This is a genomic window from Haloferax marinisediminis (genome assembly GCF_009674585.1).
In the GTDB taxonomy this organism is placed as follows: domain Archaea; phylum Halobacteriota; class Halobacteria; order Halobacteriales; family Haloferacaceae; genus Haloferax; species Haloferax marinisediminis.
This window is the reverse complement of sequence record NZ_WKJP01000001.1, coordinates 2,412,859-2,436,578: the sequence shown is the minus strand read 5'-3', so window position 1 is coordinate 2,436,578 and position 23,720 is coordinate 2,412,859. Positions and strand designations below refer to the sequence as shown.

The following is a 23,720-nucleotide window of genomic DNA, read 5'->3' as shown; positions in this document are numbered from 1 at the left end:
TAGGCAAGTGTGTGAACATCTCTGACCACTGTATCGCGTTCTGTGGTGTCACCTATACACGAACGAGTATATTTCTGGGAGTGAGGACCGCAACCACTTTGAGGGCCGCGACACGCCCTCTCAACATGGTCACCATCGCCGGTCTCGCGAGCAACCGTGGACGAAACCTTCGTAACATCGCCGACCGCGCCCCCGGCGGGGCGGAACTCGGCGTCGTCGTCTCGAATCACGCAGATGCACCCATCCTCGAGTGGGCCGCAGAGAACGGCATCCCCACAGAAGTCGTCGAGCGCGGTGACGACGAGTCCCGGGAGTCTCACGAAGAGCGCGTTCTCGACGCACTCTCCGACTACGAGTTCGACCTCGTCTGTCTCGATGGCTACATGCGCGTACTCACGTCGACGTTCCTCGACAACGCGCCCACCACACTCAACGTTCACCCGTCGCTCCTGCCTTCCTTCCCGGGCATGAACGCCCACGAACAGGTTCTCGACGCAGGCGTCAAGACGACCGGCTGTACGGTCCACGTCGTCAACGAGGAAGTCGACGCCGGCCCAATCGTCACGCAGGAAGCCGTCCCCGTCTACACGGACGACGACGAAGACGACCTGAAGGCACGCGTCCTCTACGACGCGGAGTTCAAGGCGTACCCACGCGCCGTTCGCTGGTTCGCTGAAGACCGCGTGACGGTCGAAGGCGACACCGTGACCGTCGAAGGTGACGTCGACGCCGGCCTGCCAGAGCGCCGCGTCATCTCCGAAGACCGCTACGACACGCTTCGCTACGGTGAGAACCCGCACCAAGACGCCGCCGTCTACGTGGACGAGACGTGCGACGAAGCGTCGGTCGTCGGCGCACCCCAGCTCAACGAGGGGGCGAAGGGCCTGTCGTACAACAACTACAACGACGCCGACGGTGCGCTGAACATCATCAAGGAGTTCGACGAACCCGCTGCCGCAGTCATCAAGCACACGAACCCTGCTGGCTGTGCAACGGCCGACACCCTCGCCGAGGCCTACGCAGACGCCCTCTCGACGGACCCGATGAGCGCCTTCGGTGGTATCGTCGCCCTCAACCGCGAGTGTGACGCCGAGACTGCCGAACTCATCATCGACTCGTTCAAGGAAGTCGTCGTCGCCCCCGGCTACACCGCCGACGCACTCGACGTGCTGACCGAGAAGAAGAACCTCCGCGTCCTCGATGTCGGCGAACTCGGTGAGCGAACCGAGACCTACACCGAGAAAGCCCTCGTCGGCGGCCGCCTCGTCCAAGAACGCGACCTCTGGACGCCGACCCTCGACGACCTCGAAGTCGTCACCGAGACCGAACCAAGCGACGAGCAGTTGGAGACGATGCTCTTCGCGTGGAAGGTCCTCAAGCACGTGAAGTCCAACGGGATTCTCTTCGCGAAGGGAACCGAGACCGTCGGTGTCGGCATGGGACAGGTCTCCCGTGTGGACGCCGTCGAACTCGCCGCCATGAAGGCCGAAGAACACGCCGAAGGCAAGGACGCGCAGGGTGCCGTCATGGCCTCGGACGCGTTCTTCCCGTTCCCGGACGGCGTCGAGAAGGCGGCCGACGCGGGTATCGAGGCAGTCATCCAGCCCGGTGGGTCGGTCAACGACGAGAAAGTCATCGACGCGTGTAACGAGCGCGGGATTGCGATGGTGTTTACGGGGCAGAGGTGTTTCAGGCACGACTGAGCGGAGCGAAGGAGTGACGGAAGTCAGTGAGACGAGCGAAGCGAGTCTCACGCGACTTTAGGAACGAGCGAGCAGTGCGAGCGAGTTCCTAAAGCCAGTCCACACACCCACCCTCTTCTAAAGCCAGCCTCCGTCCATCCGCAACCACACCACCCATCCGACCGTTCCCAATTTCTAAAACCAACGGGATGCTTCAAGTGTCGGCGAGGCGAACACATGGGCATGTACGAGGATATTCTGGTACCAACCGACGGTAGCCCGGGAACGATGCAAGCAATCGAGCACGCGCTCGAACTCGCCAAGTCCACCTCGACGGTTCACATCCTCTCGGTCGTCGACCAGCGGGTCTATCTCGCCGCCGGTGGCGACCAGCAGGATGCGGTCATTCAGTCCCTCCGCGACGAGGCCATCGAGGCCGTCGAGCAGTGTGCTGACGAGTGCAGGGGCAAGTGTGAGACGACCACGGCGGTCCGAGAGGGTGTCCCGCACCGAATCATCCTCGAGTACGCCGAGGAACACGACATCGACGTCGTCGTGATGGGGACCCACGGTCGGACCGGCCGCGACAAACTCACCTCGCTCGGCAGTGTCACAGAGCGCGTCGTCGAGAACGCGAAGCGCCCGGTTCTCGTCGTCCACATCGACGAGTAACGCGGGACGGACCGGTGGGCACGGAGCGTTAGGCCTAAGCCCACCGTGCGGGTTTTTTGCGTATGGAGTACCACGAGGCGGTGAACTTCCTTTTCGACCTCCGGCGCTTCCAAGTCAAGCCGGGGACCGAGTCGATTCAGCGGTTACTCTCTCACCTCGGCGACCCCCACGAGGGCGTCTCGTTCGTGCAGGTTGCAGGGTCGAACGGAAAGGGAAGCACCGCCCGGATGCTCGAATCGATGCTCCGCGAAGCAGGGCAGAGCGTCGGTCTCTACACGTCACCACACTTCGACGATATCCGCGAGCGTATCCGCGTCGATGGCCGGAAGATACCCGAGTCCGCGCTGTCGGCGTTCGTCGCCGAAGCCAAACCGTACCTCGTCGACCGCGCCGCCGATGGCGAACCACTCACCTTCTTCGAGACGATGACGGCACTCGGTATCTGGTACTTCGAACAGGCCGACGTCGACGTTGCAGTCCTCGAAGTCGGGATGGGCGGCGAACTCGACGCGACGAGCGCCGTCGACCCCATCGCCAGCGCAGTCACCAACGTCTCGCTCGAACACACGGCAGTTCTCGGCGACACCATCGAAGAGATTGCTCGGACGAAAGCAGCAGTCGCCCCCGCAGACGCGCCGCTCGTGACCGGCGCGACTGGCGAGGCACTGGACGTCATCCGTGACGAAGTCGGTGACGTGCTGACCGTCGACGAAATCGGTTCGGACGCCGACGTTCGTACTGCCTACGGCGGCCGTGTGAACCATCAAGAAGCGGCCGTCACCGTCGAAACCGACGACGAGCACCTCGACCTCCGAATCCCACTTCTGGGCGCCTATCAGGCACGTAACGCCGGTATCGCCGTCGCGTTGGCCCGACAGGTCAACCCAGACATCGCCACCGACGCGATTCACCGCGGCCTGCGAAATGCCCACTGGCCGGGACGGTTCGAAGTCATGTCGACCGACCCGATGGTCGTCCTCGACGGTGCCCACAACCCGGACGCGTGTGCACAACTCGCGACGGTTCTCGACGAGTTCGACTACGACGATTTGCACCTCGTCTACGGCGCGATGCACGACAAAGACCACCGCGAGATGGTCGATGCACTCCCCGAAGTCACCTCGGTCGTCACGTGTCAGGCGGATATCTCCCGGGCCGAAGACCCCGAGATTCTCGCTGCCGTCTTCGAGCGGTCTGGAATCGACGACGTCCACACGGGGAGTGCAGTGCCATCTGCACTGACGAAGGCTCTGAGACACGCCCACGTGGACGACTGCGTCCTCGTCGTCGGGTCGCTGTTCGTCGTCGCTGAAGCACGGACGACGTGGACGCGCGCGATGGTGCCGAAGACCAATCGAACACTCGACGACGCTCGCGAGACGCTCGCCCGAGCACACGTTTCGACGACCAGCGCAGGCGGCGCCGACCGAGGCGTCTTCCGGACTGTTCGGACACGCGTCCAGGGTCGCCAAGCGGAGGTTCTTCGCGAAGAACTGCTCGCCATCGGTGGCACGTGCGCCGTCTCCGGACACGAGTCGGGTGGCGAACTCGTCGACGTTGTCATGATGGCGACGCTGAACCAGTTCGAGCGCCTCACCACGAACCTTCGGGACCGGCCGTACGCTCTCTTGGAACTCGCCGACGAGATTCGAACGAGTGTCGGACTCGACGGCGACGCCGAGCACCACGGCTATCCGTGGGAAGACGGCACCGCCGTCATGGGAATCCTGAACGTCACCCCGGACAGTTTCCACGACGGCGGGCAGTTCTACGACATCGACGACGCCGTCTCGCAGGCGCAGGCGATGGTCGATGCAGGCGTCGACATCATCGACGTCGGCGGCGAGAGCACCCGACCGGGTGCCGAGGAAGTCCCCATCGACGAGGAGATTCGTCGCGTCACGCCGGTCATCGAGGCGATTTCGGACCTCGACGCGCTCGTCTCGGTCGACACCCGGAAAGCCGCCGTCGCCGAGGCGGCCCTCGACGCGGGCGCGGACATCCTCAACGACGTGACCGGCCTCGAAGACCCCGAGATGCGCTTCCTCGCGGCCGAACGCGACGTCCCAGTCATCGTGATGCACAGCATCGACGCGCCGGTGATTCCAGACAAGAACATCGACTACGACGACGTGGTCGAAGACGTCATCGGAGAACTCACAGAACGCGTGCTCCTCGCAGAGAAAGCGGGTATCCCGCGACACAACATCATCGTCGACCCCGGCCTCGGCTTCGGCAAGTCGAAAGCGGAGAACTTCGAACTCCTCGGTCGCATCGACGAGCTCAGCGCGCTTGGCTGTCCCATCCTCGTCGGGCACTCGCACAAGTCGATGTTCTCGCTCGTCGGCGAGCAGACCGGTGACAACCTCGCGGCGACCATCGCCGGGACGACTATCGCTGCGGACCGCGGCGCAGATATCGTCCGCGTCCACGACGTGCCGGAGAACGTCGCCGCCGTGAACGTCGCGCTGGCGTCGCGCGACCCGGGTCGGTTCGAAGACGACGAGTAGTCAGCAGCTATTCTTTTGACACGATAGCGAGTCATCGCGCATATGCCACGTCACCCTCGTCGATGGTTCATCAAACGAGCAGGTGCCCTCTCAGTTGGCACCATCGCAGGGTGTGCGGAACAGCGGTCCCAGACCAATGTGTCCCCGACGACAGCGTCACCCACCAGCGAAGAGAAGACGACTGCGGAATCCACAGAGGCTCCGGAGTTGGGCCTGTGGGTCGCGAACGACCTGACTGTCCTCAATCACCGCGAAGAGGCAATCATAGTAGACGTGGTCGTGACGCCATCGGACGAGCAAACTCCTGTGTTCGGGAGACGACTCGAACTCGGGCCGCGTGTGAAACCGTACTCACCGGAGAACCCCGAGTCGGGAGCAGTGTTCGAAGATGTTCCGACGATGGACTTGGAACACCGCGTGTCGGTGTGTGTCGTGGATGGGCCATCGGCATCGCAGTCGTTCGGACCGCAACCGGACAGTAACGGACTCACCATCATCATCTCGGACGATGCAATCGAATTCGACGAAACCGAGGTCTGAACTGCGCGCAGCACACCACTACCGAGACACGCATTTTTGCCCAGGGGATTCCTATCCACACTCGTGTGCACACTCATCCTCGCGTGGCAGGTGTTCGAAGCTGCACCCGTCGTCGTCGCCGCCAACCGCGACGAACTCCTCGACAGGCCTGCCGAACCCCCACAGCGATGGGAGAACGGCGACGGCCCGGCGATAGTCGCCCCGCGCGACTCTGAGGCGGGTGGCACGTGGGTCGGCTACAACGACGCTGGCGTCTTCGTCGGCATCACCAATCGGTGGGTCGAGGTCGATGGCGGCGGCGAGCGCTCGCGCGGTCACCTCGTCCGCGATGCCTTGCGCCACGAGACGGCCGAAGACGCCGCTCGGTTCGTCGAACACTCGGTGGACGACCACACCTACGACGGGTTCAACCTCGTCATCGCCGACGAGAACGCGGCGCTGTACTTCGAGTGGGACGGGAGCCTCTCGGTTCGGAACTTCGACCCCGGCGTCCACGTCGTCGTGAACGTCGGCACGCACGACTCGTGGTTCGTCCCGGCGATGCGTCCCGAGCGAGGCGAACAGCAGGCCGACAACGCCCGCCGTCTCTGGGAAGCACTCCAACCTGAGCCGAGCGAGTCGATGGTAGCGTGGAGAAAACGGGCGGCCGACGCCCTCGGCGACCACGACTTCGGCGTCTGTGTCCACGACCCAGAGGGTCGGTTCGGCACCCGTTCGTCGTCGCTCATCACCGTTGGAACCGAAGAGACTTCGTACGAATTTGCTGAGGGTTCGCCGTGTCAGACTGGCTTCGAACGGGTCGAACGTCACCGTTAAACCACTCGCCCGACGTGTAGGTTGTATGAGCGCGAGCGAAGCCGAAGCCGACCTTTCTTCCGATGAGCGCGCGGGACTCGAACTCATCCGCGAGTCGGGCGGCATCCATCAGAGTGACTTCTGGAAAGAACTCGACATCTCCTCCCGCAAGGGAAGCCGTATCGCGGAAGTTCTGGAGTCTCTCGAACTCATCAAGCGGAGTCAGGCCGTCTACAACGGTCACACCACCTACTATCTCGAACCCGCCGCCCGCGACCTGCAGTTCTCGATGCTCATGGCCGGCGACATGCTCTCGCCGTTCATCGGCGAAGAAGAGATAAACGCGAACAGTAACGCCTTCTCGCAGTGGCTGATGAACCTCGCCTACGAGGAATACTAACCACCCAGCCCGACCGAGATTCGACCGCTGACCCGACCAACTGTCGGATTCGGGACTTTTGCCGACGTATCTCTGTGTAGACTCGCCAGTGACGACGGTGGTGTCGGTTCGAAGAAGAATACGCGAAACCGCGGGATGCGGTCTACTCTTCGGACGTTTCGTCGTCCTCGGACGCCAGCAGGTCGTTGGCGGCGAGGTGTTCTTCGATCTCCTCGTTCGACAGCTCGACGAAGCGTTCGGTCTCAGCCGAGATGGTCGCCACGTCGACGCCGTCGGGCGAGGTTCCTTCCTCGTTGGTGGAGGCGATGGCTTCGAGCGCCAGCGCGATTCCCTCTTCGAGGGTCAGGTCGTCGCGGTAGTTCTCTTCGAGATGTTCTTGGTGGTCGCCGCGGTCGGCACCGATTGCGACGGCCTTCCACTCGTAGGGCGTCCCCGAGGGGTCCGTCTCGTAGAGGCGCGGGGTGCCGTTTTCGACGCCGCCGATGAGGAGGGCCACACCGAACGGACGGGCACCGCCGACCTGCGTGTACTGCTGGATGTGGTCGGTGACTTCCTTGGTCAGCGTCTCGATACCGATCGGTTCGCCGTAGCGGAGGCGGTTGACCTGCGACTGGCGGCGGGCGAAGTCGATGAGTTGGCGGGCGTCGGCGACGTGGCCGGCGCTCGCGATACCGATGTGGTCGTCCGCCTTGTGAATCTTCTCGACGCTCGTCGGTTCCATCAGTGGCGAGCGAGAACGCTTGTCCGCCGCGAGGACGACGCCCTCGGACGTTCGCACACCGATGCTCGCGGTGCCGCGCTTGACGGCCTCACGAGCGTATTCGACCTGATAGAGTCGACCATCCGGCGAGAAGATAGTAATCCCGCGGTCGTACGCCTGTTGTTGCGCTTGTCCCTGCATAGAGTATCACTCGAAATCGAGTTGCGTCGCGCCCGTGAACCCGTCCGGACCGCGAACGTCCAAGAGGGAGTTGCGGACGACGGCAGTCCGGGATTCGTTCTCGAACACGACGTCTCTCTCCTCAGAAATTCCGGCCCGGCCGTGTAAATACCTTTCCGAACAGGCACGTACCGTCCCGGAGACGCCTCGCACTCTCACCCCGACAGGGTCGTCTCCAATCGTGTCGATACAGGCGAGTGCAGCACGTCCGTCGTCGACGTACCCTCGTCGGACCCGAATTATCGTCTCGGCGATGCTGTCGGCGAAGTCGAATCCGAGGACGGTCAAGTCGGCGTCCGCGCTCCCAGCGTCGCCGAAGAGGTTCTGTGCGGCGTACCACAGTTCGCGCTGGAACGTGCCGCGACTGAGGTTCGCGTCGGGCCACGTCTCTATCTCGACGGCGAGATATCGCCACCGCGGTCGGAGGTGTTTCGGGAGGTGTTTCATTGCGTCTCCTCGCCCCCGAGTGGGGCGCGCTCGGCAACGAGCACGCCGACCTGTTCGTGTACCGATTCGACGGCGGTCAGGACGAATCCAGCGTCAGTGAGTGCGTCGGCGAGGAAGCCGACGGTCGACGGGTCGTCGACTTCGGGTGTGTAGAAGGGTTCGTCTGGGTCGGGTTCGCCGAAGAACATCACGTCACCGAGGACGAACCGTCGGGGTTCGAGGTCGGCGATGACCTGGATTGCCTCGCGTTTTTCGTCGTCCGAGAGGTGGTGCATGGCGAAGTTGGAGACGACCACGTCTATCTCACGGTCTGCTGGCACGTTTGGCTCACGAAACCGTCCGATGTCGAAATCGACGTTCTCGATGCCGACTTCTGCGGCTTTGGTCCGTGCCTGTTCGAGCATTCCCTCGCTGATATCACGCCCGACGACGTGCTTCGCGTCCGGTGCGAGGGCGAGGGCGATTGCGCCGGTTCCCGTGCCCAAATCGAGGACGACGTCGTCCGGCGACGGGTCAGCGTAGTGGACGACGAGTGAGACACACGCACGGTACTCTTCGCTATCCTGGCTTTCGTCGTACTCGGGGGCGACTTCAGAAAACCGGGCGGCGTGCTCCTCAATCGTCTTCTTCATATCGGCCTCGTTTGACGCCCGGGGCAATGAACGACTCGGACATCCGCTCGCGGTTTCGCTCGGCGAGACGGCCCCACTCGCGGAGGCCATCCAGAACCTGTTCGCGGTCGAACCCGATGACTTCGCCGAGTCCGGCTAACTCGCGCGGCGCACGGAGTTCGAGGTGTGAGTGTGGGCCGCCAGAGACGACGTACGGAACGTCGTAATACTCGACGAGTTCGCGGAGTTTTCGGAGGTCAGAGAGCGCCTGCACGCGCGTTCCCCCGTCGGTTCGGAGGACCGGGCCGAAGTCGAATTCGACGCGAACGCCGTTGTCCCGGGCCGCTTTCGCCAACACGTGGTTGAAGTTGCCTCGGCCGTCCATCGGGCGCGCGAGCACGTCCACTCGGTCTTGTTCGACGGCGAACCGATTGAGCGCGTTCGTCCCTCCACGGATGATGACGAGTTCGCACTGTGGTCGGTAGTTGCCGACTGCACCGCTCGCGTGTTCCGGGCCGGGAGCGTCGATTTCGACCGCTTCGACGAGGTCGACGTCGAGTTCCTCACGGAGGCGGTCGTAGTCTGGGTTCGCGTCGATGCCGCGAACGACGACACCGTCGTACCCGTACCTCGCGGCGGCGAGTGCGACGCGACTTGCCGTGCTCTCGCCGTCCGGATGTGCGTAGACCGCCTCGTACATACGCCGACGATAGGCGGGGTGGAAAAAGGGCGTTGCGTTCCGTCGCGGAGCGCGGGCGTGGTCGGTCGTCTGGATTCTGTGAATGGTCGGCCGTGCTAGTTCTGGCGTAGTCGGTCGAATCGAGTTCGCGAGTGGTCGTCTCTCGTGGTCACCGACGTGTGAGGAGTATCACACTGCCGAGTGCGACGAGACCAGCGACGATACCGAACCCTGGCACGTCGATTCCCGAGGAAGAATCGTCGGGTGTAGTGGTGGTCGCCGTCGTCGTCGACGGTGGCGACGTGGTCCCGTCAGTCGGTGGCGCGTAGGTGAGTGTCGACTCCGCAGGCATGTTCTTCGTCACGAGGACGCCGTCGAGTTCGTGAATCGTGGACTCGTTGTGGCGGACTTCGACGTGAATCGGGCCACCCTGTAACGGCGCTAACTCGGACAGGTCGAAGACGACGTCGAACGACCCGTTCTCTCCGACCTTGACGGCCTTCGACACGAGGAACGGATGTGTCTCTCCGACTGACTTGACACGGACACCGATGATAGTCCCCGACTCGAACGGCGTCGTCCCTTCGATACGTTGGTCGGTGGCGGCGCCGATGATGATTTCGTCACCTTGGTGGTCGATGGCGGTCCCGCCATCGCTAGCGACGATGCTCGCGGGTGCCACCAGTAGGAGGACACCGAAAAAGACGATGCGCGTATGTGGAGGGCGCATCGTTTCAAACGACCCCGCGGTCGAATAAGAACGTTGTGATTGGTTGACAGCTAATCCACGAGTGTCGCCAGTGCGTCTTCGAGCGCCGCAGCAGCAGTTCGTACGTCGGCGGTCGTCACGTACTCACGTTCGGCGTGGGCCACTGCACCCTCGTCGTCTGCGAGCACACCGGGTCCGAAGACGACCACCGGGGCAGGTGAAAAGTACGACGCCTCGGTGGCAGCGGTAAACGGCCGAACGTCGCCTCGTCCGCCTGCGTCCCGTGAGGCACTCGCGAGTGTCGTCACGAGTTCGTGGTCGGGGTCGGTCGCGAACGCTTCGAGGAACGGTGTCGGGCGCTCGGTGAGTTGGAAGTCGACACCGACTCCCTCGGGAACGACCGACTGGAGTGTCGACGTGAGTTCCGAGCGGAACCCATCTGCGGTCTCTGGCGGAACGCTCCGTCGGTCGACCACGAGTCGGCAGTCGGCCGGCACTTGATTCGAGTTCTCACCACCGTCGACCATCGTCGGCGTCAACGTCGCTTCACCGAGGTCGGGGTGTGTCTCCCTCTCGGCGTCGAACGCCCGAAGTGCGTCGAGGACGGACGCGAGCGCGTCGATGGCGTTCGAACCGGAGTCAGGTTCCGCTGCGTGTGCGGCCACACCGCTGAGTGAGACCGTCCCTTCGAACCGGCCCTTGGCCGCCGTACACACGTCGAGTCCCGTCGGTTCGCCGACGATGTACATGTCGCCATCGAGGTCGAGTGCGGCCGCACCCGTCGAGAGGAGTTCCTCGTCTGGAGTGATAGCCAGCGTCACCCGGGCATCCGGTGCAGGGTCGACAGCGAAGAACGCGGAGAGGAGCGCCGCGAGCGGCCCTTTTGCGTCACACGACCCTCGCCCGTGGATGATGCCGTCTTCGCGGTCGTACGGAACGTGGGGTGAGACGGTGTCGATGTGGGTGTTGAGGACGACGTGCGTTTCGGGGTCGGACGCACCCTTGGCGGCAATCGTATTACCGGCGTCGTCTACGACGGGGTCAGCGCCGTATTCGTCGAGTGTGGCGACGAGCAGGTCTCGCATCTCGTCAACGTCCTCGTTCGAGGCGACAGGAACCGCCTGTTCGAGGAACGCGACGGGGTCGAACCCGCCGCCGGTCATCGTTCGCGGAAGACGATATCGGCTTCGCCGTCACCTTCGTGAACGGCCGGGCCACCGAGGAGTGCAGGCCCCTCGTCGGGGACCGTCACCGAAAGCGTCCCACCCGGTGGAGAGACGCTGACAGGGTCGTCACCGGAGACGAGTCCGAGTCGCTTTGCGACGGCGACAACGGCGACTGCGCCGGTTCCGCAGGACTGCGTTTCGCCCTCGACGCCGCGTTCGAAGGTTCGTTGGCGGAAGCCACCTTCTCCGCCCGGTGAGGCGAGCGTGACGTTCGTTCCGTCGGGGAACAGCGGTGCGTGTCGAATCGACGGGGCGATCGCTTCGAGGTCGATGTCGTCGATGTCGTCGACGAACGCGACGGCGTGGGGGACGCCCGTGTCGACTGCCGTGACGGTGAGGCCCTCGACGTCTGCTTCGACGAGTTCCTCGTCACTGGCGAGTGGAACGTCTCGCGGGTCGAACGAGGGGACACCCATCTCGACGGTCACGTTGCCACCGTCGAGCGTTGCTCGTCGGGTGCCAGCTGGCGTGTCGATCATAATCTGGTCCGACCCGGTTCGTTCGGCCGCCCACGCGGCGGCCACGCGGGCACCGTTGCCGCACATCGCGGCGACAGAGCCGTCTGGTTGGACGAGAGTCATGACGACGCGGGGTGGGTCGTATCGAGACTCGAGTGCGAGAAACAGGACGCCATCTGCGCCACGTCGGTCGCTGTCTGCGAGGGCGATGCCGCCCTGTCTGTCGCAGTGCGTTCGTGCGAACGCGGGTCGGTCTGGGACTGGGTCTTCGGCATCGACGACGAAGAAGTCGTTTCCGGTGCCGTGGAACTTTTCGAATGGTACGGTGTTTAGTACGCTCATGATTCTGGGTGGTGTGCTTGGTCAGTTGGGGAGTTGCTCGGATACGGTTCGTTCGAGGGTGGTGATGTCGTCGAGCGTCTCACGACGACGGGCCACACGGGGTCCGTTGGCGTCGAGGACGACTTCTGGGGGTCGCGGCCGCGAGTTGTAGGTGCTTGCCATCTCGTAGCCGTATGCCCCCGCGTTGCCGATTGCGATGACGTCGCCGCGCTCTGGGCGGGCGAGCGGTCGGTCTTCTGCGAAGACGTCGCTCGTCTCACAGACCGGTCCCGCGACGATGGTCGAGACCGGTTCGGCGTCCGGGCGAGAGAGGTTCGAAATTTCGTGGTACGCGTCGTACATCGCCGGTCGGAGCAACGTCGTCATACCAGCGTCGATGCCGACGACGGTCGTTTCTGGGACCTCCTTGATGGTGTTCACCGCTGAGAGGAGGACGCCAGCGTCGGCGACGACGTACCGCCCGGGTTCGATAGCGAGTTGGGCGTCGGTGTCGCCGAGTGCCTCGCGGGTCGCGTCGGCGACTGCAGCGAGGTCGAGTGGGGGTTCGTCGTCGCGGTACGGGACACCGAATCCGCCGCCGATGTCGACGAATTCGAGGCCGTCGATGGAGCGCGCGAGGTCGCCCATCCGGCGGACGAGTTCCCGGTGCGCCGAGAGGTCGTCGCCGGAAATGCCACTGCCTGCGTGGGCATGGACGCCGACGAGGTCGAAGTCGTCACGGACGTTCTCAGCGAGTTTCGGCACGCGGTCGATTGGGATGCCGAACTTCGCGTGGCCACCGGTGGTGACCTTCTCGTGGTGGCCCGCGCCGACACCGGGGTTCGCCCGGAGACAGAGACGCCCGTCGAATCCCCGGTCGGCGAGGCGGTCGATGGTGTCCTCGGCGCCGACCGTGATGGTCATCTCGGGGTTCGCCTCCCAGCGGTCGACGACGTGGTCGAGGTCGGCGGCCGGCGGGTTGACCGCCGTGTATCGGATGTGTTCGCCGGGGAATCCCGCTTCGAGGGCGCGTTCGACTTCGCCTGCGGAGGCACACTCGGCGTCGAGCCCTGCGTCGCGGACGGTTTCGAGAACTGCCTGCCCCGTGTGGGCCTTGACTGCGTAGCTGATGTGTGCCTCGGGGAACGCCTCGCTGAGGCGGACGCAGTTCTCGCGGACGCGCTGGAGGTCGGTCACGTACAGCGGCGACCCGAACTCGTCGGCGAGCGACAGGAGTTGCTCGCGGTCCCAGTCGGACAGTCGCCGGACGGCCGGACCTCCCTCGCTCATTCGCGGAGTGCCTCCTCTCGACGGGTCGCGTCGAGGGTGTCGTCTTCGATGTCCAGCGCGACGACGGCCGGTTTGTAGGCGCCGCCGGCGAACAGGTCGTGGTCGCCGAGCGAGGACTCGACGAATCGGGTGAACGCCCGGCGGTTCGCCGGCAGGTGGCCGTAGTGAATCTCCTCGTCCACGAGGTCGTAGACGGGGATACGCGGCGTGAGAAGCGTGTTCTCGCCGACGATGGAGTTCTCGCCGACGACGAAGCCGGAGGTGACGCGACAGCCAGCACCGAGCGCGGCACCGTCTTCGACGACGACCGGCGCGTCTTCGACGGGTTCGAGGACGCCACCGATGAGGGTGTTCGCACCGAGCTTGACGTTCGCGCCAATCTGGGCGCACGAGCCGACGGTGTCACACGAGTCGACGAGCGTTCCGTCGTCCACGTACGCGCCGATGTTCACGAACGAAGGGCTCATCATGATACAGTCGGAGCCGAGGTACGCACCGCGGCGAATGACGGTTCCGTCCGGCGTGTTTCGCGTGCCTCGGTCGTTGAGGTCTTCGGTGTCGCGCAGCGGCAGCACGTCGTGGTAGCGAACGTCGCCGTACTCGCGGGTGAGCGTCTCGCGCAGGCCGAAGTTGAGGAGGATTCCTCGCTTGACCCACTCGTTTGCTTCCCACGAGGTCACGTGGGACCCCGTCTTCTCTGCTGCGCGCACCTCGCCCGCTTCGAGGGCGGCGAGGAACGCATCGAGTGTGTCGAGTTCGTCGACGGTCGCCGAGGAGGCGTCTACGTCGCCGTCGTTATATCGCTGCCACAGGTTTCGTACGTCGGATTCTAGGCTCATTCGAGTACCTCGGTGAAGTCGTACCACCCGGCGTCGCGGCCCGAGAGCCACACCGCGGCGTCGAGTGCGCCAGCGGCGAAGACTCCACGCGACCCCGCGCGGTGTGTGAGTGAGAGTGACTCGTGATTTCCAGCCAGTAATACTTCGTGCTCACCGGCAATATCCCCCGCCCGGCGAGCGTGGACACCGATTTCACCCTCAGTTCGGGGTGCTTCGCCCTCGCGGCCGTGTACGCGGGGGGAGTCGCCTCTGACGTCGTCGATATCGTCTAAAATCGTCAGCGCCGTTCCGCTCGGGGCGTCGCGCTTGGCGTTGTGGTGCGTCTCGGTGAGTTCGATGTCGTAGCCATCCAGTGCAGGGATGGCCTCGCGGACCGCCCGGCGGAGTGCCGCGATACCACGCGAGAAGTTCGACGCGTAGAGTACCGGAACCGTTTCGGCCGTCTCGCGGAGGGCGTCGAATCCACCCTCGCTCAGACCGGTCGTTCCCGAGACGACGGCGACACCTGCTTCGGCGCAGGCGGCCGCGTACTCGACGCAGGAGTCCGGTCCGGTGAAGTCGACGAGGACGTCCGGGTCGTGTGCGGCGAGCAGTTCGGGGAGGTCAGCGGCGTCTTCGACGGCGACACCTTCGACTTCACCACCCGCGGAGCGACTGACCGCGAAGGCGACCTCGAGGTCCTCACGGTCTGCTGCGGCGGCGAGGACTTCCGCACCCATTCGGCCAGTCGCACCGGTGACGGCGACGCGTACCGTCACTCGGCGCTCCCCCCGTCAGAGACCGCCTGCTCGGCGGCGAGGTCGTCGAGGATGCGACGCATCTCTTCGACGTTTGGTTCGGTGAGGCGAGTCAGCGGTGGGCGCAGGCGCGCCGGACCGTAGCCGCGAATCTCCATCGCTTCCTTGACCGGAATGGGGTTCGTCTCGACGAACAGGTGGCGGCAGAGTGGGCCGAGTTCGTGGTGAATCTCACGCGCTCGTTCGTAATCGCCCTGCAGTGCCGAGTGGACCAGTGCGCCGGTTCGCGCCGGTTCGATGTTCGCCACGACGGAGATGGTACCGACGCCCCCGACCGAGAGAACCGGGAGCGTCAGGCCGTCGTCGCCAGAGAGGACCGCGAAGTCCTCGTCTTGGGTGTACTCGACGACCTGCGAAATCTGGCCGAGGTCACCGCTGGCAGCCTTGTAGCCGACGATGTTCGGGTGTTCGGCGAGTGTCGCGGCCGTCTCGGGCAGGATGTTGCTTCCCGTGCGTCCGGGGACGTTGTAGACGATTTGCGGGAGGTCCACCTCGTCGGCGAGAGTTTGGTAGTGTTCGACGAGTCCGGACTGTTCGGGCTTGTTGTAGTACGGCGAGATGAGGAGGAGTGCGTCGGCACCGGCCTCGGCAGAGCGTCGAGAGAGTTCGAGTGCCTCTCGGGTCGAGTTGGACCCTGACCCGGCGATGACGGGCACGTCCTCGACTGCCTCGACGACTGCTTCGACCACTTCGACGTGTTCGTCGTGGGTCAGCGTCGCCGACTCACCGGTCGACCCGACCGGGACGAGGCCATCGACGCCTGCGTCTTCGAGGCGACGGGTGTCGGACTGCAGTTGTTCGAAGTCGATACTCCCGTCTTCGTTGAACGGGGTGGTCATCGCGGGGTAGACGCCGCGAAGGTCAAGTGTTGTCATGTGTCAGTGTGTGGTGTTTGGACGGATGTGGTGATGTGTGGGAAACGGTCGTGAAACCGAGTGCGCGTCGTCAGGGGTTCGCCCGAGACGGGGTCGCTACTCCCGCAACGAGCGATTCAGTACGCGCGTTTTTTCGAAAAGAAATCTGCACGCGACGCTGTCGACCGTGTGGCGGTCGTGGAAGGTCGCGTGGAGTGGTTCACATCGGATGGAGGAACTGGAGGGCTATTATAATTTGCGCACTGTGCATGACCTGCCATCGGCCTACTCTCCGGGTTCCCGGACGGTTCTCTCTTTTCGGGGACACTCCCGGACGGTTATTAGCCCGGGGAGTGCAACCCACTGACGAATGACAGAGATTCACCCAGACCAACGCGTCGCTATCTTAGCCGACGCGCAGAATCTGTACCATACGGCACAGAGTCTGTACTCACGAAATATCGATTATTCGTCGCTCTTAGACAAAGCGACCGCAGACCGCGCGCTCACTCGTGCGATTGCCTACGTTATCCGCGCGGATTCGCCGGACGAAGAACGGTTTTTTGATGCACTCATCGACATCGGTTTTGAGACGAAAATCAAGGACATCAAGACGTTCGGCGACGGGTCGAAGAAGGCCGACTGGGACCTCGGGATGGCTCTCGACGCCGTCAGCCTCGCCAACCACGTCGACACCATCGTCCTCTGTTCTGGCGACGGCGACTTCGAACGCCTCTGTTCGCACCTCCGACACGAGGGCGTCCGCGTCGAAGTGATGTCGTTCAAAGAGTCGACCGCAGACGAACTCATCGACGCCGCAGACACCTTCATCGACCTCTCAGAGCGGCAAGAGACGTTCCTGCTGTAATCACTCGAAGTTCGGAATCACCGAGTCGCCGTCGATGTCGGGTCCAGTTGGACCGGGTTTCTCCGACTCGTGTGCTTCGAAGAACGCGACGGCGTACGTGTACTGGAACGTCGTCAAGAGCATCTGCATCGCCAGCGATATCGCTGCAATCGCGACGATTTCTGTCGTCGAAAAGCCGAGTCCTGCGGGGACTGCGCCCGGCGTCGCACCGCCCGCGCTCTGGATGGCCTGGAAGTTCTGGAACGTCCGGAAGAAGATGAATCCAGAGACGGGAATCGAGACGAGGAGACCGACGACGAGCTGGATGACCGAGTAGCCGAGTGTCGAGACGATGTTCGCCCGGACGAGTCGATAGCTCTCACCGAACGACTCGATTGCGCCCGTGTCGCTGACGACGACGGCGACCGGGAAGAACTGGATGAGGAAGTTGACGACGAGGAACACCACGAAGAGGAGTCCGAGTACGACGACACCGACGAGGAACCCACCACCGATTGCGAGGTCGCCGCCACCGGCGAGCGACCCAACGCCCAGACTGATGGCGATAATCGCCGCGATGATGGCGAACACGATACCGAACGCGATGACGATGCCGAGTTCGACGATGTTGGCCAGCAACAACGGGACGTACTTCTCACGGCCGACGGTGGTCAGGGTCGACAGCGACGTTCGCCCCTCGGCGTGTTCGACTGCTTCGTCCGCCATGCCGTAGATTCCAGCGGCGATGAACGGCGTGACGAAGAACGTTACGACCTGCAGGATGGTTGGGACGAAGGGAATCTGTGCCAACTGCGTGGCGAGTTGTGGGAGCGTAACGAGACCGAGTGCGAGTCCCCCGAGAAACAACACCGGATTCTTTCCGATACTCTGGAGGGCAGTCTTGAGAGAACTGATAGCTGCCATACGTCCGACGTGTCGAAGCGCTAATACGTAAAGTAGCGGGTCGAAACCGGACTACGCCGTCGGCGACGACGCGCGCAGAACGGTTGCAAAAGCGCCGACGGTGGCGGTGGCGGCGAGAAGGGCAGACAGACGGCCATCGATGGACGTCTGCATGAGGAGGGCGCTACTCGCGAGGAGTAACACGGTCCCTACCCCAGCGAGTCGAATATCCACTGACATACTCCGACGGCAGTCGTTCCAGTACTTAGGACTTTTTGTCTATCTCGGCTGTGTTGCAATTTGACACACGCCCAGTCGGGACCGCGACCCACTTTAGCCGGCGGGGTGAACGACTGGGTATGACCGAAGACGACGCGACCGACTTGGCAGACCTCCGAGTCGTCGCTGACTACCAGTTCGGGGCCGGCGCGGGCGACGCGCTGTTCCCCGCCGACGAGGCCATCGAACTGTCCCGTTCTCGAAGCGGTCGCCCCCGACAGGTGTACGTCGAGGGAGACCGAGTCACCTCGTACGGAACAGACGGCCGGTTCACCCTCGGTGTGGCCGGTGGTCGACGACTTCGCTCGGCACTCGGTGAATCGGCATACACTGTCAGCGTTGGCGACGAGTCGATTCCGTTCGTCCGCGACGGCAAGAACGCCTTCGCGAAGTTCGTGACTGACGTGGACCCTGCAGTCCGTTCGGGTGACGAAGTGTGTGTCGTCGGTCCCGACGGTGAACTGCTCGGCGTCGGTCGTGCAGAACTCTCTGCCGACGCGATGCTCGACTTCGAGACGGGAATGGCTGTCCGTGTCCGCGAGGGCACCGGAAGCGAAGAGTAACCAGCGAACGCAGTTCGACCGACGGACGACTTCTACAGATACGGCGCGAGACCGAGTGCGGAGACGAGTGGGACACCTGCGGCGACCGACCCGAGCAGATAGCCGCCAATCGCACCGCCGTTCAGGAGTGGCAGGCCCGCGTGGGCACGCCCTTTCATCACGGCCCACATGAGGCCGGCAAAGCCGACGAACGTCCCGACCATCGCGAGGAGCGCCGGGAGATTGAGCGCCGGGAGCGTCGCGATTCCGAGCGACGGTGCCTCAGAGAAGAACGCGGCCGACGCGACCATCACCGTTGGCATGACGGCGTCACCGAGGCCGATGAAGAACGCGTCACGGTCGGCGGGGTCGCGGCCGTCGTCGACGTCGCTGCCATCGTCGGTGGCGGCGCTGTCATCGTCAGTGTCGTTGCTGTCCGCGCCTGTGTTCTCCGCTGCATTCTCACCCACGTCGTTCGCGTCGCGCGCGAAGTCTTCGTCGAGAAGCGAGTACGACCACGTCGTCGGAATGACGAGGACGACCGGAATGCGGAGGTCCATCACACCCTCAGCGAGGTCGAGCATGTGTTTGGTCTTGTAGACGCTGATGGCGTCGTAGACGGCGAGAACGGATAGAAGAACAAGCGCCGGCAAGAGGCCGAAACTGATGCCGAACAGGCCGGCGGCACCGGCGCCCATGAGTGCGCCGGCGGTGTCGATGACGTACCACTCGGGGTAGACGAGGAGTGCGATAGCGACGGCGCCGGAGAGACCGATTGCGAGGAGGCTACTGGGGAGGATGGCAGCGAAGACGTACCACGACAGCAGTCCGCTCGTGAACACGATGATGCCCCGAATCAGCTGGTCGAGGTCGTACTTGAACGCGACGAGCATGAACGCCGTCATCCCGATGATGGCGCCGACGTAGAGGAGACTGTTCGTCGGGTCTGACGGGTCTTCGACTGTCTGATAGCCCTGTTCGAAGAACGTCGGGACGAGTGCGAGCGCACCCACCTGCACGACGAGGAAGATGAGGGCGGCGAGGGCGACACCTCGATAGGCGCGGCGTGGCATGACCGGGCGTTCCCACCCGAAGGGTTTGGGGGTTGCGCTCTGTCCGCGCTTATCGCGCGTAGAGTTTGCTCCCGACGAGCCGTGCGGGATTGTCGTCGTCAGCCGTGATTGCCACGTACGGTCGGTCGACCGGGCCGAACACGTCGACGATGCGCCCGACTGTCGAGAGCGACTCGTCGAGGACCATCGTGCCGATGTCGGGTTGGTCGTCGTCGTCGTCGAGGCGGACGATTGCGAGTCCCTGCGCCGTTCGAGAGACGGTGCCGATTCGCCGCATCAGTCGCGGAGGATGCCGACGTAGGCGGCGACAGCCTGGACGATGTCGTTTTTCGTCGCGTCGTCGGCGTTGTTCACGAGGACGCGGCCGCGCGTCTCGAACTCTCGCGGATAGCGTTTGCCTCGTTCGATGACGGCGTCGTAGCCGACTTGCTGAACCGCTTTCGCAATCTCGTCCACGGTCGGTTCTTCGACCGCGGCCGACTCGGCGACCCGCCGACCCTCACTCCGCGAGAGAGAGGCGTCGAGGTAGGCGGGGTAGATGACGTTCTCGACCATACTCTGTTTCGGCCACCCGACGGTAATACGGTTGTGGTCTCTCGGAGCGAATCCCGCGACACTGCTGTACGCTGTGGCCGTGGGAGTGTAGGCCGGAGTGGTCCCGGTATCGTATGAAAACGTACGGGTGCGTCGGAGCGCGTCGTCAGTTATCGACGCCGACCGACGAGCGTCGTCAAGACGAGCGCGACGACTGCCGCGACTGCCGAAAAGCCGGGTGCGCTGGTTTCGGTGGACTGTGGTTCGTCAGCAGTGGCAGTCGCGTCCTGTTCACCGGACGTGGATTCGGGCGTGTTGGTCGTCTCAGTCTGCGTCGTCTCCGACTGGTTCTGCAGTTCCTGATACCGCTCGAAGGCCTCGGGGTGGACTGCCTTCATAATCGTCTCACTTGCGTCGATGGCGCGCGGTGCAGGTTGCTGGAGGTTGTTCGCGTCCACGACGACGACGTTACCCTCTTGGATGGCAGTCGTGCTGTTGTAGGCTGGACCACTCGGAACGGGCGCATGTGAGGGAATGACGATGTACTCGGGGTTCATCTCCACGACGAGTTCCTCGTTGACTTGACCCCAGCCTGTGATGTTGGCCTCGGCGGCCCCGTTGCGGAGGCCTGCGGAGGTCATAATCTCGGAGATGAACGTCCCGCTCCCCGAGGTGTAGCCGAAGAAGGCGTTGAGCCCGACCGGTTGGTCGACGTCTTCGAGTGCGCGTTCCATGTTCTCGACGGAGGTTCGCATCTCGTCAGCGCGTTCGGCACCTGCCTCACAGTTGCCGGTGATGCGGCCGACTCGTTCGACTTTGTCTGCGACAGCGCCGAGTGAGTCGCCACTCTCGAAGACGACGACGGTGAGACCGGCCGACCGAAGTTGGTTCACCCGGTCGGGTTCGGACGTGTACGTCGTGTTCGGGACGAGGACGACGTCGGGTTCGAGGCCGATGACGACCTCGACGTTGAGACCCTCCGCACCCGAGACGTTCGTCTTCTCACTCGCACCGTCGAGGTACGCGGCGTACTGCGAGAGGCCGACGACTTCGTCTTTCGCGCCAATCTCCCACATCGTCTGGGCGGCGCTCGGGTTGGTCGTGACGATGCGTTCTGGGTCCTCCGAGATGGTCACTTCAGTTCCCGTGGCGTCTGTGACCGTCATCGGGAACGAACACTGTGCTGTCTGGTCTGCGGCCGCAACCGGTGCCGGTACCCCGGCGAACACGGTTACGAGTACCAGTAGTGCGGCGGCGAATCGGTGGTTCACGCTAGTCGCCTCGTGGATAGTTCAATAAATATTTACCTAATGAAAGCGCGGTTGTGTTCGATGAACGTTCGAACACGAGCGACCACGTGGGCACTCGGTTTGACTGCCTTGTTGGCGCTCGTCGTGGTCGTCAGCGCCGGTATCGGCCACGTCACGATTCCCCCGCGGACCGTCGCGCTCATCCTCCTCGACGCGATTCCAGTCCCGGTGGGCGTCTCGCTGAGCGGTGCGGTTATCCTCCCGCTCGTCGGGTCAGTCCCACTCCCGTCTGTCGAATTCGTCACGCCGTTTTCGACGGCGGTGCCACGGACTGCACAGATTATCGTCGTCTCCGTGCGTCTGCCTCGTATCCTTCTCGCTGCGCTCGTCGGGTTCGCACTCGCCACTGCGGGCGTCGTCATGCAGGGGTTCTTCCGAAACCCGATGGCCGACCCGTCGATTATCGGCGTCTCGTCGGGGGCGGCCGTCGGTGCCGTCGCCACGATTGCACTGTCGCTTTCGGTCCCATTCGGTCTCCAAGGGGCCGCCTTCGGGTCGGCAATCGTCACTGCGTTCGTCGTCTACCTGCTCGCGACCGAAAACGGTCGCACGCCCGTTGCGACGCTCCTCCTCGCGGGCGTCGCGGTCCAGACGTTCCTCGGTGCGGTCATTTCGTTTCTCCTCCTCCAGAGCGGCGAGAGTCTCAGACAGGTCGTCTTCTGGTTGATGGGTCACCTCTCGGGTGCGACGTGGGACGAAGTGGTGTTGCTGACGCTCGTCCTCCCGCTTCCGTTCGCTGTCTTGCTCGCCCACACTCGCGACCTGAACGTCCTCCTCCTCGGCGAAGAAGACGCCCACGCGCTCGGTATCGAAGTCGAGCGAACGAAACAACTCCTCCTCGTCACGGCGAGTATCGTCACTGCGGCGGCAGTGGCCGTCTCCGGCGTCATCGGATTCGTCGGCCTCGTCGTCCCCCACATGCTCCGCCTCGTCGTGGGGCCGGACCACCGACTCCTCCTGCCGGCGTCGGCACTGGCGGGGGCGTCGTTCCTCGTGCTCACCGACACCATCGCCCGGTCTGGCGCGGCAGAGGTTCCTGTTGGTGTCGTGACTGCGGCGCTCGGCGCGCCCTTCTTCCTGTACCTCCTCCGTACTCGGGAGGTGCGCTCGCCATGAGTGAACAGCACCCCGATTCGTCCGCAGAGCCATCGGACCCGTTCTCCGCCGCTGAACCGGCGATCAAGCTCGACGAAGTCTCAGTCTCCCTCGGTGGACAGACTATCCTCGACGGAATTTCGGCAGACATCGGCGACGGCACGTTCGTCGGTCTCATCGGCCCGAACGGCGCAGGGAAGACGACGCTTCTCCGGACGCTCAACGGGGCGCTCGCACCTGACTCGGGAACCGTACACGTCGCGGGCGAGAACATCCACGCGCTGTCTTCGAAAGCAGCGAGTCGACTCGTGGCGACGGTGCCGCAGACGACGAGCGTCACCTTCGACTTCCCCGTTCGTGAAGTCGTGAAGATGGGACGGACGCCACACCGTGGCCGATTCGACGGGTGGTCGGCGGCGGACGAGGACGCTGTCGACGCGGCGATGCGCCGAACGTCGGTCGCGGCCCTCGCAGACCGACCGGTCACGGAGATAAGCGGTGGAGAACGACAGCGAGTCCTCATCGCCCGGGCGCTGGCACAGGAGACACCGACGCTCCTCCTCGACGAACCAACCGCCAGTCTCGACATCAATCATCAGGTCCGGACGCTCGAACTCGTCGACGACCTCGTCGGCGACGGGACGACTGCAGTCGCCGCGATTCACGACCTGAACCTCGCCGCCCACTACTGCGACGTGCTGATTCTCTTGGCAGACGGTCGAATCCTCTCGGCCGGAGACCCGGCGACGGTTCTCTCCGAATCGAACCTCAGAGACGCCTTCGACGCCGAAGCGGTGGTCTCGCGGCATCCCGTCACCGGGTCTGTCTACGTAACCGCACTTCCGTCTTCGTCCACCTCGGCCGACGCGACTGGGCGTGTCCACGTCGTGGGAGGCGGTGGGACCGCCGCGAGACCACTTCACGTTCTCTCGGCGGCGGGATACGCGCTCTCTGCCGGTGCGCTCAACGAGGGCGACACTGACGCCGAAGCCGCACGGCGAGTCGGCGCTGACCTCGTGACGGTACCACCGTATGCACCAGTCGACGACGCTGCACGGGCGGCCGTCGAATCGCGTGTCGAGGACGCAGACGTGACCGTCGTGGCCGACGTCGAAGTCGGTGAGGGGAACCTCGCGAACCTCGAAGCGGCGGCGTCCGCAGACTATCTGGTCCTCGTCGAAGAGCGCCCCTTTTCGGAGCGGAACTTCGCCGGTGACGCCGGGTGTGCCGTCTACGAACGCCTCCGCGAACGTGGACACGTCGTCGAACCCGCCGAGTTACTGTCTGTCGTCGGTGAGTTGGCGTGCGAATCGTTCAGTGACTAACTCGGCACAGTATCACGATTCCCCAGAACACCGGATTCGACA

27 protein-coding genes are annotated in these 23,720 nt (G+C 63.9%); 10 read left to right on the top strand and 17 right to left on the bottom strand.

All coding sequences use genetic code 11. The features are described from left to right. Positions 1-125 precede the first annotated feature (125 nt). From purH to GJR98_RS12640, 6 genes are all read left to right on the top strand, one after another. Positions 126-1,703, top strand: coding sequence for a bifunctional phosphoribosylaminoimidazolecarboxamide formyltransferase/IMP cyclohydrolase (purH, locus tag GJR98_RS12665; RefSeq protein ID WP_151139012.1), 1,578 nt, complete (start codon positions 126-128; stop codon positions 1,701-1,703). Positions 1,704-1,925: 222 nt separating this feature from the next. Next, complete coding sequence (locus GJR98_RS12660) at positions 1,926-2,354, top strand: universal stress protein (RefSeq protein ID WP_151139011.1); 429 nt, start codon at positions 1,926-1,928, stop codon at positions 2,352-2,354. 62 nt (positions 2,355-2,416) lie between these two features. Then, entirely contained in the window at positions 2,417-4,864 is a 2,448-nt protein-coding gene (folP, locus tag GJR98_RS12655) for a dihydropteroate synthase (protein WP_151139010.1), read from the top strand. A 42-nt stretch (positions 4,865-4,906) separates the two neighbouring features. Continuing rightward, positions 4,907-5,404 (top strand): hypothetical protein, encoded by a 498-nt coding sequence (locus GJR98_RS12650; RefSeq protein WP_151139009.1) that lies wholly within the window; start codon positions 4,907-4,909, stop codon positions 5,402-5,404. Between the two features lie 63 nt (positions 5,405-5,467). Further along, on the top strand, positions 5,468-6,220 hold the full coding sequence (locus GJR98_RS12645) for an NRDE family protein (protein WP_151139008.1): 753 nt from the start codon (positions 5,468-5,470) through the stop codon (positions 6,218-6,220). 25 nt (positions 6,221-6,245) lie between these two features. Next, entirely contained in the window at positions 6,246-6,599 is a 354-nt protein-coding gene (locus GJR98_RS12640; RefSeq protein ID WP_151139007.1) for a helix-turn-helix transcriptional regulator, read from the top strand. A 142-nt stretch (positions 6,600-6,741) separates the two neighbouring features. On the opposite strand, the gene psmA is transcribed toward GJR98_RS12640, so the two are convergent. From psmA to dapA, 11 genes are all read right to left on the bottom strand, one after another. Then, on the bottom strand, positions 6,742-7,500 hold the full coding sequence (gene psmA / locus GJR98_RS12635) for an archaeal proteasome endopeptidase complex subunit alpha (protein ID WP_151139006.1): 759 nt from the start codon (positions 7,498-7,500) through the stop codon (positions 6,742-6,744). Between the two features lie 6 nt (positions 7,501-7,506). After that, positions 7,507-7,986, bottom strand: a complete 480-nt coding sequence (locus tag GJR98_RS12630) for an Rpp14/Pop5 family protein (RefSeq protein ID WP_151139005.1) — start codon at positions 7,984-7,986, stop codon at positions 7,507-7,509. After that, positions 7,983-8,618, bottom strand: coding sequence for a class I SAM-dependent methyltransferase (locus tag GJR98_RS12625; RefSeq protein ID WP_151139004.1), 636 nt, complete (start codon positions 8,616-8,618; stop codon positions 7,983-7,985). The genes GJR98_RS12630 and GJR98_RS12625 overlap by 4 nt, the downstream gene beginning before the upstream one ends. Continuing rightward, entirely contained in the window at positions 8,602-9,297 is a 696-nt protein-coding gene (locus tag GJR98_RS12620) for an RNase P subunit p30 family protein (protein WP_151139003.1), read from the bottom strand. Before GJR98_RS12620 ends, GJR98_RS12625 begins: the two co-directional genes overlap by 17 nt. Before the next feature lie 148 nt (positions 9,298-9,445). Further along, a complete protein-coding gene (locus GJR98_RS12615; protein WP_151139002.1) occupies positions 9,446-10,006 on the bottom strand; it encodes a BGTF surface domain-containing protein in 561 nt (186 codons plus the stop codon). A gap of 50 nt (positions 10,007-10,056) precedes the next feature. Further along, the gene (locus GJR98_RS12610) at positions 10,057-11,148 is read right to left on the bottom strand and encodes a M20 family metallopeptidase (protein ID WP_151139001.1); all 1,092 of its coding nucleotides are present in this window, start codon (positions 11,146-11,148) and stop codon (positions 10,057-10,059) included. After that, positions 11,145-12,011 (bottom strand): diaminopimelate epimerase, encoded by an 867-nt coding sequence (gene dapF, locus GJR98_RS12605; protein WP_151139000.1) that lies wholly within the window; start codon positions 12,009-12,011, stop codon positions 11,145-11,147. The genes GJR98_RS12610 and dapF overlap by 4 nt, the downstream gene beginning before the upstream one ends. A 21-nt stretch (positions 12,012-12,032) precedes the next feature. Then, the gene (lysA, locus tag GJR98_RS12600) at positions 12,033-13,280 is read right to left on the bottom strand and encodes a diaminopimelate decarboxylase (protein WP_151138999.1); all 1,248 of its coding nucleotides are present in this window, start codon (positions 13,278-13,280) and stop codon (positions 12,033-12,035) included. Beyond that, complete coding sequence (locus GJR98_RS12595) at positions 13,277-14,119, bottom strand: 2,3,4,5-tetrahydropyridine-2,6-dicarboxylate N-succinyltransferase (RefSeq protein ID WP_151138998.1); 843 nt, start codon at positions 14,117-14,119, stop codon at positions 13,277-13,279. Before GJR98_RS12595 ends, lysA begins: the two co-directional genes overlap by 4 nt. Continuing rightward, on the bottom strand, positions 14,116-14,877 hold the full coding sequence (gene dapB / locus GJR98_RS12590; RefSeq protein WP_151138997.1) for a 4-hydroxy-tetrahydrodipicolinate reductase: 762 nt from the start codon (positions 14,875-14,877) through the stop codon (positions 14,116-14,118). Before dapB ends, GJR98_RS12595 begins: the two co-directional genes overlap by 4 nt. Next, the gene (gene dapA / locus GJR98_RS12585) at positions 14,874-15,791 is read right to left on the bottom strand and encodes a 4-hydroxy-tetrahydrodipicolinate synthase (protein WP_151138996.1); all 918 of its coding nucleotides are present in this window, start codon (positions 15,789-15,791) and stop codon (positions 14,874-14,876) included. Before dapA ends, dapB begins: the two co-directional genes overlap by 4 nt. A 349-nt stretch (positions 15,792-16,140) precedes the next feature. On the opposite strand from dapA, the gene GJR98_RS12580 reads away from it, so the two are divergent. Further along, complete coding sequence (locus GJR98_RS12580) at positions 16,141-16,638, top strand: LabA-like NYN domain-containing protein (RefSeq protein WP_151138995.1); 498 nt, start codon at positions 16,141-16,143, stop codon at positions 16,636-16,638. Here GJR98_RS12580 and GJR98_RS12575 read toward each other — a convergent pair whose 3' ends face one another. Together GJR98_RS12575 and GJR98_RS17525 are read right to left on the bottom strand one after the other, a co-directional pair. Next, the gene (locus GJR98_RS12575) at positions 16,639-17,541 is read right to left on the bottom strand and encodes a DUF7847 domain-containing protein (protein ID WP_151138993.1); all 903 of its coding nucleotides are present in this window, start codon (positions 17,539-17,541) and stop codon (positions 16,639-16,641) included. A gap of 51 nt (positions 17,542-17,592) precedes the next feature. After that, entirely contained in the window at positions 17,593-17,760 is a 168-nt protein-coding gene (locus GJR98_RS17525; RefSeq protein WP_191965463.1) for a hypothetical protein, read from the bottom strand. Between the two features lie 119 nt (positions 17,761-17,879). On the opposite strand from GJR98_RS17525, the gene GJR98_RS12570 reads away from it, so the two are divergent. Next, positions 17,880-18,362 (top strand): PUA domain-containing protein, encoded by a 483-nt coding sequence (locus tag GJR98_RS12570; RefSeq protein WP_151138990.1) that lies wholly within the window; start codon positions 17,880-17,882, stop codon positions 18,360-18,362. A 32-nt stretch (positions 18,363-18,394) separates the two neighbouring features. Here GJR98_RS12570 and GJR98_RS12565 read toward each other — a convergent pair whose 3' ends face one another. From GJR98_RS12565 to GJR98_RS12550, 4 genes are all read right to left on the bottom strand, one after another. Further along, positions 18,395-19,414 carry a presenilin family intramembrane aspartyl protease PSH gene (locus GJR98_RS12565; RefSeq protein ID WP_151138988.1) on the bottom strand — a complete coding sequence of 340 codons (1,020 nt, stop codon included), beginning with the start codon at positions 19,412-19,414 and terminating at the stop codon, positions 18,395-18,397. Between the two features lie 49 nt (positions 19,415-19,463). Then, positions 19,464-19,691: a Gar1/Naf1 family protein gene (locus GJR98_RS12560; protein ID WP_151138986.1), complete on the bottom strand. Its 228-nt coding sequence runs from the start codon at positions 19,689-19,691 to the stop codon at positions 19,464-19,466. Beyond that, positions 19,691-19,969 (bottom strand): signal recognition particle subunit SRP19, encoded by a 279-nt coding sequence (srp19, locus tag GJR98_RS12555; RefSeq protein ID WP_151138984.1) that lies wholly within the window; start codon positions 19,967-19,969, stop codon positions 19,691-19,693. Before srp19 ends, GJR98_RS12560 begins: the two co-directional genes overlap by 1 nt. Before the next feature lie 149 nt (positions 19,970-20,118). Then, complete coding sequence (locus tag GJR98_RS12550; protein ID WP_151138982.1) at positions 20,119-21,219, bottom strand: PGF-CTERM-anchored ABC transporter substrate-binding protein; 1,101 nt, start codon at positions 21,217-21,219, stop codon at positions 20,119-20,121. Positions 21,220-21,279: 60 nt separating this feature from the next. Here GJR98_RS12550 and btuC point away from each other — a divergent pair, with 60 nt between their 5' ends. Both btuC and GJR98_RS12540 read left to right on the top strand, forming a co-directional pair. Further along, positions 21,280-22,374 carry a vitamin B12 ABC transporter permease BtuC gene (gene btuC, locus GJR98_RS12545; RefSeq protein WP_151138980.1) on the top strand — a complete coding sequence of 365 codons (1,095 nt, stop codon included), beginning with the start codon at positions 21,280-21,282 and terminating at the stop codon, positions 22,372-22,374. Further along, positions 22,371-23,678 carry a heme ABC transporter ATP-binding protein gene (locus tag GJR98_RS12540; protein ID WP_151138978.1) on the top strand — a complete coding sequence of 436 codons (1,308 nt, stop codon included), beginning with the start codon at positions 22,371-22,373 and terminating at the stop codon, positions 23,676-23,678. Before btuC ends, GJR98_RS12540 begins: the two co-directional genes overlap by 4 nt. Positions 23,679-23,720: the final 42 nt, after the last annotated feature.

Coding starts and splice junctions, on each gene's coding strand:
- GJR98_RS12640 (WP_151139007.1), top strand. CDS start 6,246: ATGAGCGCGAGCGAAGCCGAAGCCGACCTTTCTTCCGATGAGCGCGCG.
- GJR98_RS17525 (WP_191965463.1), bottom strand. CDS start 17,760: ATGTCAGTGGATATTCGACTCGCTGGGGTAGGGACCGTGTTACTCCTC.
- GJR98_RS12560 (WP_151138986.1), bottom strand. CDS start 19,691: ATGCGGCGAATCGGCACCGTCTCTCGAACGGCGCAGGGACTCGCAATC.
- folP (WP_151139010.1), top strand. CDS start 2,417: ATGGAGTACCACGAGGCGGTGAACTTCCTTTTCGACCTCCGGCGCTTC.
- GJR98_RS12580 (WP_151138995.1), top strand. CDS start 16,141: ATGACAGAGATTCACCCAGACCAACGCGTCGCTATCTTAGCCGACGCG.
- btuC (WP_151138980.1), top strand. CDS start 21,280: ATGAACGTTCGAACACGAGCGACCACGTGGGCACTCGGTTTGACTGCC.
- GJR98_RS12630 (WP_151139005.1), bottom strand. CDS start 7,986: ATGAAACACCTCCCGAAACACCTCCGACCGCGGTGGCGATATCTCGCC.
- lysA (WP_151138999.1), bottom strand. CDS start 13,280: ATGAGCGAGGGAGGTCCGGCCGTCCGGCGACTGTCCGACTGGGACCGC.
- purH (WP_151139012.1), top strand. CDS start 126: ATGGTCACCATCGCCGGTCTCGCGAGCAACCGTGGACGAAACCTTCGT.
- GJR98_RS12615 (WP_151139002.1), bottom strand. CDS start 10,006: ATGCGCCCTCCACATACGCGCATCGTCTTTTTCGGTGTCCTCCTACTG.
- GJR98_RS12620 (WP_151139003.1), bottom strand. CDS start 9,297: ATGTACGAGGCGGTCTACGCACATCCGGACGGCGAGAGCACGGCAAGT.
- GJR98_RS12625 (WP_151139004.1), bottom strand. CDS start 8,618: ATGAAGAAGACGATTGAGGAGCACGCCGCCCGGTTTTCTGAAGTCGCC.
- GJR98_RS12565 (WP_151138988.1), bottom strand. CDS start 19,414: ATGCCACGCCGCGCCTATCGAGGTGTCGCCCTCGCCGCCCTCATCTTC.
- srp19 (WP_151138984.1), bottom strand. CDS start 19,969: ATGGTCGAGAACGTCATCTACCCCGCCTACCTCGACGCCTCTCTCTCG.
- GJR98_RS12650 (WP_151139009.1), top strand. CDS start 4,907: ATGCCACGTCACCCTCGTCGATGGTTCATCAAACGAGCAGGTGCCCTC.
- psmA (WP_151139006.1), bottom strand. CDS start 7,500: ATGCAGGGACAAGCGCAACAACAGGCGTACGACCGCGGGATTACTATC.
- GJR98_RS12595 (WP_151138998.1), bottom strand. CDS start 14,119: ATGAGCCTAGAATCCGACGTACGAAACCTGTGGCAGCGATATAACGAC.
- dapA (WP_151138996.1), bottom strand. CDS start 15,791: ATGACAACACTTGACCTTCGCGGCGTCTACCCCGCGATGACCACCCCG.
- dapF (WP_151139000.1), bottom strand. CDS start 12,011: ATGAGCGTACTAAACACCGTACCATTCGAAAAGTTCCACGGCACCGGA.
- GJR98_RS12540 (WP_151138978.1), top strand. CDS start 22,371: ATGAGTGAACAGCACCCCGATTCGTCCGCAGAGCCATCGGACCCGTTC.
- GJR98_RS12660 (WP_151139011.1), top strand. CDS start 1,926: ATGTACGAGGATATTCTGGTACCAACCGACGGTAGCCCGGGAACGATG.
- GJR98_RS12610 (WP_151139001.1), bottom strand. CDS start 11,148: ATGACCGGCGGCGGGTTCGACCCCGTCGCGTTCCTCGAACAGGCGGTT.
- GJR98_RS12570 (WP_151138990.1), top strand. CDS start 17,880: ATGACCGAAGACGACGCGACCGACTTGGCAGACCTCCGAGTCGTCGCT.
- GJR98_RS12575 (WP_151138993.1), bottom strand. CDS start 17,541: ATGGCAGCTATCAGTTCTCTCAAGACTGCCCTCCAGAGTATCGGAAAG.